The 13404-nt window shown below is 62.5% G+C and carries 12 protein-coding genes; 9 read left to right on the forward strand and 3 right to left on the reverse strand.

All coding sequences use genetic code 11. From position 1 onward, the window contains the following. The 3 genes from nirB to ACR0JN_RS08685 are packed head-to-tail and all read left to right on the forward strand — an operon-like array spanning nucleotide 1 to nucleotide 5383. Nucleotides 1-2433 (forward strand): nitrite reductase large subunit NirB, encoded by a 2433-nt coding sequence (gene nirB, locus ACR0JN_RS08675; protein WP_480885174.1) that lies wholly within the window; start codon nucleotides 1-3, stop codon nucleotides 2431-2433. Then, on the forward strand, nucleotides 2430-2762 hold the full coding sequence (gene nirD / locus ACR0JN_RS08680) for a nitrite reductase small subunit NirD (protein ID WP_480885175.1): 333 nt from the start codon (nucleotides 2430-2432) through the stop codon (nucleotides 2760-2762). The genes nirB and nirD overlap by 4 nt, the downstream gene beginning before the upstream one ends. Next, nucleotides 2759-5383, forward strand: coding sequence for a molybdopterin-dependent oxidoreductase (locus tag ACR0JN_RS08685; RefSeq protein WP_480885176.1), 2625 nt, complete (start codon nucleotides 2759-2761; stop codon nucleotides 5381-5383). Before nirD ends, ACR0JN_RS08685 begins: the two co-directional genes overlap by 4 nt. 1 nt (nucleotide 5384) lies before the next feature. Here the strand turns inward: ACR0JN_RS08685 and ACR0JN_RS08690 are convergent, their stop codons facing one another. Together ACR0JN_RS08690 and ACR0JN_RS08695 are read right to left on the reverse strand one after the other, a co-directional pair. Then, entirely contained in the window at nucleotides 5385-6482 is a 1098-nt protein-coding gene (locus tag ACR0JN_RS08690) for a Gfo/Idh/MocA family protein (protein ID WP_480885177.1), read from the reverse strand. 12 nt (nucleotides 6483-6494) lie between these two features. Next, entirely contained in the window at nucleotides 6495-7205 is a 711-nt protein-coding gene (locus ACR0JN_RS08695; RefSeq protein WP_480885178.1) for a GntR family transcriptional regulator, read from the reverse strand. A gap of 108 nt (nucleotides 7206-7313) precedes the next feature. Between ACR0JN_RS08695 and ACR0JN_RS08700 the strand changes: the two genes are divergently transcribed. From ACR0JN_RS08700 to ACR0JN_RS08725, 6 genes are read left to right on the forward strand one after another with little or no spacing between them, the layout of a single operon-like run. Then, on the forward strand, nucleotides 7314-8468 hold the full coding sequence (locus tag ACR0JN_RS08700) for an LLM class flavin-dependent oxidoreductase (RefSeq protein WP_480885179.1): 1155 nt from the start codon (nucleotides 7314-7316) through the stop codon (nucleotides 8466-8468). After that, complete coding sequence (locus ACR0JN_RS08705) at nucleotides 8468-9358, forward strand: aldo/keto reductase (protein ID WP_480885180.1); 891 nt, start codon at nucleotides 8468-8470, stop codon at nucleotides 9356-9358. Before ACR0JN_RS08700 ends, ACR0JN_RS08705 begins: the two co-directional genes overlap by 1 nt. Next, on the forward strand, nucleotides 9358-9873 hold the full coding sequence (locus ACR0JN_RS08710) for a flavin reductase family protein (RefSeq protein WP_480885181.1): 516 nt from the start codon (nucleotides 9358-9360) through the stop codon (nucleotides 9871-9873). Before ACR0JN_RS08705 ends, ACR0JN_RS08710 begins: the two co-directional genes overlap by 1 nt. Before the next feature lie 53 nt (nucleotides 9874-9926). Further along, a complete protein-coding gene (locus ACR0JN_RS08715) occupies nucleotides 9927-10514 on the forward strand; it encodes a TRAP transporter small permease (RefSeq protein ID WP_480885182.1) in 588 nt (195 codons plus the stop codon). After that, complete coding sequence (locus tag ACR0JN_RS08720; RefSeq protein WP_480885183.1) at nucleotides 10515-11804, forward strand: TRAP transporter large permease; 1290 nt, start codon at nucleotides 10515-10517, stop codon at nucleotides 11802-11804. Between the two features lie 25 nt (nucleotides 11805-11829). Further along, nucleotides 11830-12891 carry a TRAP transporter substrate-binding protein gene (locus ACR0JN_RS08725; RefSeq protein ID WP_480885184.1) on the forward strand — a complete coding sequence of 354 codons (1062 nt, stop codon included), beginning with the start codon at nucleotides 11830-11832 and terminating at the stop codon, nucleotides 12889-12891. A 30-nt stretch (nucleotides 12892-12921) separates the two neighbouring features. Here the strand turns inward: ACR0JN_RS08725 and ACR0JN_RS08730 are convergent, their stop codons facing one another. Next, on the reverse strand, nucleotides 12922-13392 hold the full coding sequence (locus tag ACR0JN_RS08730) for a tetratricopeptide repeat protein (RefSeq protein WP_480885185.1): 471 nt from the start codon (nucleotides 13390-13392) through the stop codon (nucleotides 12922-12924). Nucleotides 13393-13404 lie beyond the last annotated feature (12 nt).

Here is a 13404-nt window from a genome sequence, read left to right on the forward strand (position 1 = left end):
ATGAAACAGAGACTTGTTGTCATCGGGGCCGGTATGGCCTCGGGCCGGGTGCTGGAACACCTGACCGACGCCGCCCCCGATGCGTTCGACATCACCCTGTTCAACGCCGAGCCGCGCGGGAATTACAACCGCATCATGCTGAGCCCGGTTCTGGCCGGCGATCAGACCTATGACGAGATCGTCACCCATGACGACGCCTGGTATGCGGAACGCGGGGTCACCTGCCGGTTTGGCGAGAAGGTGGTCAAGATCGACCGCGAACTGAAAGTGGTCGAGGGCGAAAACGGTCATGTGCCTTATGACAAGCTGATCTTCGGCACCGGATCGACCCCGTTCATGATCCCGATGCCGGGCCATGATCTGGACGGCGTCATCGCTTATCGCGATCTGGAAGATACCGAACAGATGATGGGCATGGGCACGGGCAACAAGGTGGTCGTGATCGGCGGCGGCTTGCTTGGGCTTGAGGCCGCCGCAGGCATGGCCGCGCGCGGCGCTGACGTGACCGTGGTGCATATCATGGGCCACCTGATGGAGCGGCAACTGGACCCCGCCGCAGGCTACTTGCTGAAGAAATCGCTGGAAGAAAAAGGCATCACCGTTCTGCTCAACGCCAAGTCGACCGAGATCGCGGGCAAGGATGGCAAGGCCCGCGCGCTGCTGTTGGAGGACGGCACCGAACTGCCCTGCGACCTGCTGGTCATGGCTGTGGGCATCCGCCCTAACACCGCGCTGGCGCAGAAGACGGGCCTTGCCGTCGGGCGCGGTATCCATGTGGACGATCAGATGGTCACCTCGGACGCCGATATCTATGCCGTCGGCGAATGTGTCGAACATCACGGAGAGGTCTTCGGCCTTGTCGCGCCGCTTTATGATCAGGCCAAGGTGCTGGCACAAACCCTGCTGGGCGAAGAAGCGGCATTCAAACAGCGCTCCTTGTCGACCAAGCTGAAAGTCACCGGCTGCGACCTGTTCAGCGCCGGGGATTTTGCCGAGGGCGAGACCCGCGAGGACATCGTGTTCCGCGACCCCGCCCGGGGCGTCTATAAACGGCTGGTGCTGGAGGGCGACAAGCTGGTCGGCGCGGTCATGTATGGCGACACTGCCGACAGCAACTGGTTCTTCGGCCTGATCCGCGATGGCGAGGATGTCTCGGACATGCGTGAGACACTGATCTTCGGCCCGGCCTATCAGGGGGGTGCCACTGCGGACCCTCTCTCAGCCGTTGCAGCATTGCCGCCTGAGGCGGAAATCTGCGGCTGCAACGGCGTTTGCAAATCCAACATCACTGCAGCCATTGCAGATGGCGCGACCGATCTGGGTGCGATCCGGGCGACGACAAAGGCCAGTGCCTCCTGCGGGACCTGCACGGGACTGGTCGAACAACTGCTGCAGGTCACGCTGGGCGACGACTTCCAGATGCCCACCGCGCAACCGATCTGCGGCTGCTGCGACCTGACTCACGAAGACCTCCGCCGCCTGATCAAATCGCAGGAACTGAAGAGCCAAGAAGCTGTCTGGCAGGAACTGGGCTGGAAAACCCGCAACGGCTGCCATGTTTGCCGCCCGGCGGTGAACTTCTACTTGCTGGCCGATTGGCCGGTTGAATATCAGGACGATCCGCAAAGCCGCTTCGTCAACGAACGCAAACATGCCAACATCCAGAAAGACGGCACGTTCAGCGTGGTGCCCCGCATGTGGGGTGGCATCACCAACCCGACCGAGCTGCGCGCCATTGCCGATGCGGCCGAGAAATACGATGTGCCAACCGTCAAGGTCACCGGCGGCCAGCGCATCGACCTGCTGGGCGTCAAGGGGGCGGACCTGCCCTATATCTGGTCCGATCTCAACAAGGCCGGTCTGGTCTCGGGTCATGCCTATTCCAAGGGTCTGCGCACGGTGAAAACCTGTGTCGGCACCGATCACTGCCGGTTCGGCACGCAGGACAGCACCGGTCTGGGTGTGAAGCTGGAGAAAATCCTCTGGGGGTCGTGGACGCCACACAAGCTGAAGCTGGCGGTCTCGGGCTGTCCGCGCAATTGCGCCGAGGCGACCTGCAAGGATATCGGCGTGGTTTGCGTGGACTCCGGCTTCCAGATCAGCATCGGCGGCGCGGCCGGCATGGATGTCAAGGAAACCGAACTGCTGGTGCAGGTGCCCACCGAGGACGAGGCGATCGAGGTCGTCATGGCCGTCACCCAGGCCTATCGCGAGGGCGGCAAGTATCTGGACCGTCTGTATAAGTGGATGGCGAAGGTCGGGCTCGACTGGATCAGGGAAACCGTGGTGGATGACCTCGACAACCGCCGCGCGCTTGTCGAGCGTTTCGAGCTGAGCCAGTCCATCTACCGCAAAGACCCATGGGCCGAGCAGGCCAAAGAGGCCCCGCGCTTTGCGCCTCTGGCCGATTTGACACTGGAGGCCGCAGAATGAACTGGATCGACATCGGACATATCGACGACATCCCCCTGCGCGGCGCGCGGGTGGTGAAAACCCCGGTCGGCTGCATCGCCCTGTTCCGCACTGGTGCACATGAGGTCTTTGCTGCCTCGGACACCTGCCCGCACAAGGGCGGGCCTTTGTCCGAAGGCATCGTGCATGGCCAGTCTGTCACATGCCCGCTGCACAATTGGGTGTTCGATCTGAACTCAGGCCAAGCGCAGGGCGCGGATGAGGGCCAGATCGCCACCTATCCGGTGCAACTGGACGGCGACCGCATCCTGCTGGACAGCACCGCGCTGGCGCGAAGGAGCGCGGCGTGAAGGACCTGACCGCCTGCGCCACGCGCTCGACCTGTCCTTATTGCGGGGTCGGCTGTGGTGTTCTGCTGCAACCGGACGGCGCGGGTGGTCTGACCGTCACCGGCGACCCGGATCACCCGGCCAATCAAGGACGGCTCTGCTCCAAAGGTTCGGCACTGGCTGAAACGGTGGGCCTGTCTCAGCGGCTGCCGGCCCCGGTGGCATCCGGCGTTGAAACCGGCTGGGACGACGCACTGCAACTGGTCGCCGACCGGTTCAAGCAGACCATCACCGAGCACGGGCCGGATTCCGTTGCCTTCTATGTCTCGGGCCAATTGCTGACCGAGGACTACTATGTCGCCAACAAGCTGATGAAGGGCTTCATCGGCTCGGCCAATATCGACACGAATTCGCGGCTCTGCATGGCCTCGACCGTCGCGGGCCACAAGCGCGCGTTCGGCACCGACACCGTTCCCGGCACCTATGAGGATCTGGATCAGGCCGATCTGGTCGTGCTTGTCGGCTCCAACCTGGCCTGGTGCCACCCGGTTCTGTACCAACGCCTGATCGCCGCCCGGCAGGCACGCGGAACAAAGATCATCGTGATCGACCCGCGCCGCACGGCATCCTGCGACAGCGCCGATTTGCACCTGCCGCTGGCGGCGGGCAGCGATGTGGCGCTGTTCAACCATCTGCTAACCCAGATTGAAGCGCGCGGGCTGGTGGATACGGATTTCCTGACCCATACCAACGGCTTTGCCGAAACCCTCGCCAGCGCTCAGGCTGACGACGTTTCGGTCACTGGACTGAACCCGGACGATATCGCCCGGTTCTGCGAAATGTGGACCGGCACCGAGAAGGTCGTGACCATCTTCAGTCAAGGCGTGAACCAGTCAACCGCGGGCAGCGACAAGGTCAACGCGATCCTCAACTGCCATCTGGCAACCGGGCGGATCGGCAAACCGGGCTGCGGGCCTCTGTCTGTGACCGGTCAGCCCAACGCCATGGGCGGGCGCGAGGTGGGCGGGCTGGCCAATATGCTCGCCTGTCATCTGGATATCGAGAACGCCGACCACCGTGCCGCCGTGCGCGATTTCTGGTCAGCCCCCACGATGCCCGAGGCCCCCGGCCTGAAAGCGGTTGATATGTTCCGCGCTGTGGGCGACGGGCGGATCAAGGCGCTGTGGGTGATCCACACCAACCCGGCGGTCTCGATGCCCGAGGCCGACGCGGTACGCGACGCCATCGCCGCCTGCCCGTTCACCGTTGTTTCGGACATCACCGCCCGCTCCGATACGGCGCGGCTGGCCGATGTGCTGCTGCCCGCCGCCGGGTGGGCCGAGAAAGATGGCACCGTCACCAATTCCGACCGCACGATCAGCCGCCAGCGCGCGGTTCTGCCCCCTCCGGGGCAGGCCCGCGCCGACTGGGAGGTTCTGGCTGATGTCGGGCGGCGGATGGGTTGGACATCCGCGTTCGACTATCAAACACCCAGAGAGATTTTCCGCGAATACGCCGCCCTGTCCGGCGTGGCCGCAAAGTTCGGGCGGGATTTCGATATCTCGGGGCTCGCTGATCTGGATGCCGCCGGTTACGAAAACCTGAAACCCACTCGCTGGCCCGTAACCGCAATCCGGCAGGGTGGGCGGTTCTTTGCGGACGGTCAATTCTATCACCCGGACGGCAAAGCTCGGCTGCTGCCGGTTACATGGCGCGCGCCTGCGGCACAGCCCGGACCGCGCTATCCGTTCTGGCTGAACACAGGGCGGCTGCGCGATCAGTGGCACACGATGACCCGCACGGGGCTCTCCGCCCGCCTGTCGGCCCACCTGCCCGAGCCGTTTCTGGACATCCACCCCGAAGACGCACGCGCGGCCCACATAAGCCCCGCCGATCTGGTTCAGGTCTCCAGCCCCCACGGCACATCCATCCTGCGCGCCCGGATCACGCGGGATGTCACCAAAGGTCAGGTCTTTGCCCCGATCCACTGGACCGGAGAAACCGCCCCCTCTGCGCGCATCGACGCCGTGATCGCCGCCGCGACGGACCCGGTCTCGGGCCAACCGGAAAGCAAGGCCTCGGTGGTCAACGTGACGCGCTTTGACGCCAAATGGTACGGGTTCGCGGTGTCGGATCGCGAGATGACGCCTGCGTGCGACTACTGGGCTCAGGTGCCGACCAAATCGGGCTACCGGGCGGAACTGGCCGGGTTGGACACCGTCAGCGACTGGCAGGCGGCGGCGCGGGATCTGTTCAAAGTGCCTGACGCGCAGGTCACAATGGTCGAAGACCGGGCCCGCGGCATCGCACGACTGGCCTTTCGCGAAAATGGTCGGCTGGTCGCCGCCCTGTTCGTCTCGCCCGGGCCGGTGGCGGTGATGCGTGACTATCTGGCAACGCTGCCGCAGGGCCCCGACCTGCTGTCCGGCCGCGCGCCCGCAGATCGGCCCGATCCCGGCCCGGTCCTGTGTTCCTGTTTCGATGTGGGTGTGAACACCATCCTGACCGCGATTGAAACCGGCGGTCTGATCACCGTCGAGGCCATCGGCGAGGCACTACAGGCCGGAACCAATTGCGGATCGTGCCGCCCGGAACTGGCGGCGCTGCTGGCATCGGCGCATCAGAAAGAGGCCGCCGAGTAACCTAGTCCGAGAACCGAACCGCTTCGCCGTTCTCCAACGCCTCTTGTGCGGCCAGCCCCATGCGCACGGCCCATATGCCGTCGTGCAATGTGACCTCGGGCGCGGGTTTCTCGCCCCGCAAAACCGCCAGAAACCCCTGATGCAGATAGTAGGTCGAGCCGTTGTGATCCCCCGCCGCCAGCAGTTGCGGATCGACGGGGATATTCTTGGACACCGGCCCTTTCGGATCGCGCGGGCTGACGATCAGTTGCGGCACTGGCGCGTCGCCCAGATGATCGGGCCAGAAGCGGCCCGGGCCGGGCACCAGCGCCTCGATCTTGGCGCTCGGACCAATGGCCGAGATTTCCTCCTGATAGCGCGATCCCTCCGCGAACATGCACAGCTCCAGCATCGCCCGCGCTCCGCTGGCGAAATCGACCATGACATAGCCGTGGTCCAAAATATCGGGAACCTGACCGTCATATGCCTCGTCCAGATGATTGATCGCCTGCCCGCCGCTGGCGGTGATGCGCACCGGGTCCGATTGCAGGATCAGGCGCATGAGGTCGAAGAAATGGCAGCACTTCTCGACGAAGGTCCCGCCGGTGTTGCGGTTGAACCGGTTCCAGTTGCCGACTTTTTGCAGAAACGGAAAGCGGTGTTCACGGATCGACAGCATCTTCACCCCGCCCGTCACCTGCGCCTGATCAATCAGGGCAGCGATGGGCGGCATATAGCGGTATTCCATCGCCACCCAGATCGGATGGGGGTAGTCGCGCTGGATCACCTCCAGCCGCGCTGCATCCGCCGGGTCGGTGAACAACGGCTTCTCCACCAGCAACGGTAAAGGCCGCGTTTGGGCGATCTGGTCGATCTGATCCACATGCAGGTGGTTGGGGCTGGCGATGACGATACAATCCAGATCCTCGACGGCCAGCAGGTCTGTGAGCGACGAGACCATCCGCGCCCCGGGCGCGATGGAGTGCCCGATCTGCGCCATACCCGGGTCGGGCTCAAATATCGCCGAGACACGCGTGCTCTCGAGCAAGGCGATATTGTGCAGATGCTCTTGCCCCATCATGCCGCAACCGATCAGCCCGTAATGGATGGTCCGGGTCATGCGCGTTTCCTTTTACTTCAGACGTTGGACATAGGTGGCCCGATCCGGATCGAACCATGTTTTGGAAAACTCGACCGGCGCTGGCCCTTCGGACCAACTGAACCGTTCGATATACCCGGCCGGTTGCCCGGCGGGTCTGGTGAATCCGGGCGGCGTCCAGCCGGGCAAAGCGCGGACCGACACCCGGTCCTCGGCCCGGGTGATCCAGAAGCCAAGCTGCTGCTGGTAAAAGCGATAGAGCGAATCCGACAGCAGCGCCTGATCGATCTTTCCGGCGGAAGCATCCAGCCAGATTTCCTCGACCGCGATGATTGTGTCATTCAGATAGCGCATCCGCCGCACCCGCGATCCCCTGTCCGAGTTGCCGAACGCAGGCAGATCACCGGGCTTTTCCAGATGATCCACCGACAGGATATCGGCCCGCGGCAGGCCGCCGCCCTCGGGCAGTTCCAGCCGGAACATCGCGTAGACGCTGTTCTGTGTTCCGGTCTCGCGAATGTAATTGCCCGAGCCCTGAATCCGCTCCAACATGCCTTTTTTCTCAAGCTCGGCCAGCGATTTTCGCAACGTCCCGACCGAGACATTGAGGTTCGCCGCCATGTCCCGTTCCGGCGGCAAACGCTCTCCGTCGATCAGCCGACCGGCGGCGATATCACGGATTAGAAGCTCGGCGATCTGGACATAGATCGGCAGGGCGTTGGGGTTGCGGTGCGTAGTTGCCATCGGGAATGCGCTTCACTGAGTCGCAGGAAAAATTGATACACTATTGATCTACATCAAAGTGATTGCTACGCAAGAGGAAAGTCAAAAGATGCACGGAGAACGAATCAAATGACCATCGTCCCCATCACATCCCCCGATCTGGATGCGGCCGAAGTGTCCTGGTTCGCGGCGCTGTGCTCGGACGATTATCAGTTTCTGGGCGTGCCCGATGGCGATCTGCGATCAAGCTGGGATCATTGTTCCGGCATCGTGAAAGAGGCCGAGGCGCAAGGGTTTCGCAACATCCTGTGCCCATCCTCGTATCAGGTTGGTCAGGACACGCTGAGCTTTGTCGCCGGCTGCGCGCCGATCACCGACCGCATCAACCTGCTGGCCGCCGTTCGCTGCGGCGAGATGCAGCCGATCATGCTGGCTCGCACCATCGCGACGCTGGATCACATGCTGAAGGGGCGGCTGACGGTCAACATCATCTCGTCCGACTTCCCCGGCGAGAAAGCAGACAGCGCGTTCCGCTACCAGCGCTCGCGAGAAGTGGTGGAGATTCTGAAACAGGCCTGGACGCAGGACGAGATCAACCATTTTGGCGAAGTCTATTCCTTCTCGGGCCTGACCGCCGACCCGGCAAAGCCGTATCAGACCGGCGGGCCGCTGCTCTATTTCGGCGGCTATTCTCCGTCGGCGCTGGAACTGTGCGGTGAGCATTGCGATGTCTACCTGATGTGGCCCGAGACCAAGGACCAATTGGCCGGACGGATGAAAGCGGTTCACGCGGTCGCCGAGAATTACAACCGCACGCTGGATTATGGCCTGCGCGTGCACATGATCGTCCGCGATACCGAGGCTGAGGCGCAGGAATACGCGGATTACATAGTCTCGAAACTGGATGACGAGTACGGCCGCGCGATCCGCGAGCGGGCGCTGGATTCCACCTCGCTGGGCGTGGCGCACCAGGCCAAGAACCGCGATCTGGCGGATGAATATGGCTATGTCGAACCGGGTCTCTGGACCGGCGTGGGCCGGGCGCGGTCGGGCTGTGGCGCCGCGCTGGTCGGCTCGACCGATCAGGTCATGTCCAAGATCGAGGAATACCAGAAGATGGGCATCCGCGCCTTCATCTTCTCGGGTTATCCGCACATGGACGAGGCCAAGCACTTTGGCGCACGCGTCCTGCCCAATCTGAAAACCTGCTCGCTGCCCGAAGAATACGGGCGCGTGCCAAAGACGACCCCGGCCACCCCGCTGGGCAACGGAGAGCGCCGCTGATGCAACGCGTGAAACTGAACGACACGCTTGAGATGAGCCGTCTGGTCTATGGCATGTGGCGGCTGGGCGATGACAACGACACCTCGGCAAGCCATGTCGAGACCAAGATACAGGCCTGTCTGGATCAGGGCATCACCACGTTCGATCAGGCCGATATCTACGGCGATTACGGGGCTGAGGCGGTTCTGGGCAACGCCCTGCGCACCAATCCCGGTCTGCGCGCGAAGATGGAGATCGTCACCAAATGTGACATCGTCGCGCCCTGTGGCCGCTATTCGGACGTGAAGGTCAAATATTACGACACCTCGCGCGCGCATATTCTGCATTCGATCGAGACATCCCTGACCGAGATGGCCATCGACCATATCGACCTGCTGCTGATCCACCGACCCGATCCGTTCATGGATCATCATGAAACCGGCGCGGCGCTGGACGAGGTCGTGGCCAGCGGCAAGGTCCGCGCGGTGGGCGTGTCAAACTTCCGCCCGTGGGACTGGACGCTGCTGCAATCGGCGATGAAAACCCCGCTGGTGACGAACCAGATCGAGATTTCGCTGGCCGAGATCACCCCTTTCAGCAATGGCGATCTGGCCTTTCACCAGCAGCACGGGCACCCGGTTATGGCCTGGTCACCACTGGGTGGCGGCGCGCTGATGGCGGGCAACCCGCCGGTCGGCGTCGTGGCGGATGAGATCGCGGCTGAGTTCGGCGTGGATCGCGCCGCTGTCGCTGTGGCCTTTCTGCTGGCGCATCCGGCGGGCATCCTGCCGGTTCTGGGCACCAACAACTTGAACCGGATCAGGGGCATCTCGGACGCTTTGAATGTCAACCTGGATCGCGAAAGCTGGTTCCGCCTGTACGAGGCGGCACTGGGGCATGAGGTACCATGATGAACGCAATCTCAAAGGACATGAGCCACACTTTCGTCCCGCATAAGGACGACACCCGCACCCTGCGCGACGCTTTCGGGCGGTTCGCCACCGGTGTCACCATCGTCACCTGCAACAGCGAAGATGGCCCCGTCTGCATCACCGCCAACAGCTTTTCATCCCTGTCACTGGACCCGGCCTTGATCATGTGGGCGGGCGACCGCAACTCGCGCCGTTTCCCCTATTTCCACAAGGCGCGTCATTTCAGCGTGCACGTGTTATCCTCGGAACAGGCTGAACTGTGTTTTGGCTGCTCGAAAGACGCGTTTGCGTTGCGGGACATTGCACATGACCAATGCCAGAACGGCACCCCGCTGCTGCCGGATTGTCTGGCACGGTTCGAATGCGAGCAGCACGCCTATCACGATGCAGGCGATCACGTGATCGTGGTGGGCAAAGTGCTCAAGGTCAGCATGGCGGACGGAGACGCGCTGACCTTCTACGCCGGAAAACTCGGCCAATTCGCGCAACACTAAGCGCGATATGACGACCGCGGGCCAAACCTGCGGCTGAACAAGGGAGGATCCGCATGAGCGGACTGGCATCGGCGCTTGCGCCGATTGCATTCGTGAACGAAACCGTGCTGCGTTTTGGCCGCGCGGTTGGAGTCGTTGCGATTGCATTGATGGTGATCGCAATCCTGATTCAGGTGTTCTTCCGCTACGTTCTGGGCTACGCCCTGCCCTGGCCGGATGAGGCCGCGCGGTTCTGCATGCTGTGGATGACTGGCCTGATGGCCCCCACCGCGTTCAGGCGTGGCGGGTTCGTGGCTATCGACATGGTGCCAATGATGCTGCCGCGCGTTCTGGGGCAGGTGCTGATGCTGTTCCTGCTGTTCGTCTCTTTGGCGGTGCTGCTGGTCGCGGTGGGTATCGGCTGGTCCGAGGTCACGGGTTTTGGCGGTCGCTTCGCAACAGCAGCGCTGTATCTCCCAACCTCTTTCGGCTTCGATGAATGGTACCGCGTGCCGCGCAGTTGGATGATGGCGTCCTTGCTGGTCGGAGTGATCCTGCTGATCTCGGTGAATATCGAGCTGATCCTGCGCGCCATCGTCACTTTGATGGGCGGCGGCGACCAACTGCCGGAAATCGCCGATGCGCCGGTGGGGGCTGAATAGATGCTGATCTGGTTCCTGCCCACCTTCCTTGTGTTCCTGATGATCGGCCTGCCGGTCTTTTTCGCGCTGCTGGCCGCGCCTGGCATTCTGCTGTGGCTGAACGGCCAGACCAACGACATCACGCTGCTCTATCGTAATGTCTATAACGGCATGGACAGCTTTCCGCTGATGGCGATCCCCTTCTTCATGCTGGCCGGAGAGTTGATGAACCGGGGCGGCATCACCATCCGTCTGGTCGAGTTTTCACAGGCCCTGATGGGCCACTTCCGGGGCGGTCTGGCGCATGTGAACGTGCTGAGTTCCATCCTGTTCGCCGGTCTGTCCGGCTCGGCCGTCGCCGACACCTCGGCGCTAGGGTCGATGCTGATCCCGGCGATGGAGAAACAGGGCTACACCCGCAAATTCGCCGCCGCGATAACGGCGGCCAGTTCGGTGATCGGGCCGATCATCCCGCCCTCGGGCATCATGATCATCTACGCCTATGTCATGGGGGAAAGCGTTGCGGCCCTGTTCCTTGCAGGCATCGTGCCGGGTGTGATGGTGGGCGTTGGCCTGATGCTGATGATCAAGTTTATGGCCGACAAATACGACTTCCCCGTCGCCAGCCGCAAATACACCTGGGGCGAGCGCGGTCAGGCCAGCCTGAAAGCCTTCTTTCCCCTGCTGACACCGGTGATCATTCTGGGCGGAATCCTTGGCGGTATCTTCACCCCGACCGAGGCCGCCGCCGTCGCCGTCGGTTACGCCTTCATCATCGGCTTCTTCGTCCTGCGCACCCTGACCCTGAAAGAGGTGCCCGAGATCCTCAGCAATGCAGGCCTGACTTCAGCCGTGGTTCTGCTGCTGGTCGGTGCGGCGATGGCGTTCAAGACGGTGGTCAGCCTCAGCCATGCGCCGGAACAACTCGCCTCGCTGATCCTCAGCCTTTCAGAAAACCCGCTGATCCTGTTGTTCCTGATCAACCTGCTGCTGTTCATCGTCGGCATGTTTCTGGATGCAGGCCCCGCGATCATCATCCTTGGCCCGATCCTTGGCCCCATCTTCACCAGCCTCGGCGTGGACCCGATCCATTTCGCCATTATCATGAGCGTCAACCTGACCGTCGGTCTGGCCACACCGCCCATGGGGCTGGTGCTGTTCGTGGCCGCCGCCGTGTCGCGCGAGAAGGTGGAAACCATCGCAAAGGCAATCCTGCCGTTTCTGGCGGTCGAAATTCTGGTGATCTTCCTGATCACCTATGTCCCCGCACTATCCATGACGATCCCGAGGATAACGGGATTTGCAAACTGAACTGAGTATCACAGGGAGGAAACGCATGCTCAGAGATTTCATCAAAACCGCAGCGGTTGCCACATCGCTGGTGGCCGCGTCCGCCATGGCCGCCACAGCCGCCGACTACACGTTGCGCGCCACCGCCAATTCGAATGAAAACGATGAGGACTATGACGGCCTGATCGTCTTCAAGAACTATGTCGAGGCCGCATCGAACGGCGCGATTGAGGTGGAACTGTTCATCGGAACGCAGCTGTGTTCGAACGGCGCGGAATGCCTTCAAGGCGTAGCCGATGGCACGATCGACATCTATATCTCGACCTCGGGCGGGGCCTCGGGCATCTTCCCTTATGTGCAGGTGCTGGACTTGCCTTACCTGATGGCGGACGACCGGATTGCCGAGCATGTGCTGTCCGGTGACTTCACCCGCACGATGCGCGACATGGCTTTGGAGGATTCCGGTGGCGCGATCCGTCTGATGACCATCGGCAACACCGGCGGCTGGCGCAACTTCGCCAACACGCAGCGCCGGGTGGCCGAGCCTGCGGATATGGAAGGCCTGAAAATCCGCACCGTGGTCGCCGACCTGCCGCAGGAACTGGTCAAGGCGCTGGGTGCCTCGCCGACCCCGATCCCATGGCCGGAACTGTTCACCAGCTTCCAGACCGGAGTTGTTGAAGGGTCCAAGAACGGCATCACCGACATCATGGGCATGAAATTCCCGGATGCGGGTCTGCAATATGTTACTCTGGACGGCCACGCCTATATGGGCGCGCTATGGTGGATGAACAACGCCAAGTTCCAGGAGATGCCCGAGGATCTGCGCCGCGTCGTGGTCGACGGGTTCTATGCGCTGCAGCAGGCGACTTTTGCCTCGCCCAAGCGCAAGTCGATCCAGGCTTATGAGGATTTCGTTGCCGGTGGCGGTGACCTCTATGTGCCGACACCCGACCAGAAAGCTGCGTTCAAAGAGGCCGCAACCCCGGTCTATGACTGGTTCCAGTCCAACGTGGCGCGCGGGGACGAAGTGTTTACCGCTCTGACCGAGGCCGTTGCGGCGGCAGAGGCAGACGTGAACGCGTCGCGCGATGCGGACCTGAACTAAGCGAACAGGGCCGGGCGATGCGTCCGGCCCTTACCGAAACGGGTACATCCACCCTTTGTAGTCGTTGACCAGAACATGCGCCCTTTCGATCTGCTCCGGCGTCATCTTCTTGACCACTTCCTCAAGGCTGATCGCCGCATCGGGATCGCCACCAATGGCGCTGAGCGTATACCACATATAGGCGCGCACCAGATCGGGCGCGGGCATGCCCAGACCCAGTTCATAGTACCAGCCGATCCCGGACTGCGCGCCCGGATGCCCCTTCAGCGAGGCACGCAGATACCATTCGAATGCGCGCTCATGGTCTTGGTCAACCCCCAGACCCAACCCGTACATCACGCCGATCAACTCTTCGGCCTCGGCATTGCCGGATCGTGCCGCTGGCATCAGTTCCTCGCGCGCGGCCTCAAATTCCCCGGCCTCCATCAGATCGCGCGCTTGTTCCAGTTCGGCCAGCGCCGGTGTGGCAAGCAGACAAATGGCAAATACAAGCTGGCGCATGGGGTTTTCTTC

The organism is Ruegeria sp. G12 (assembly GCF_056533565.1).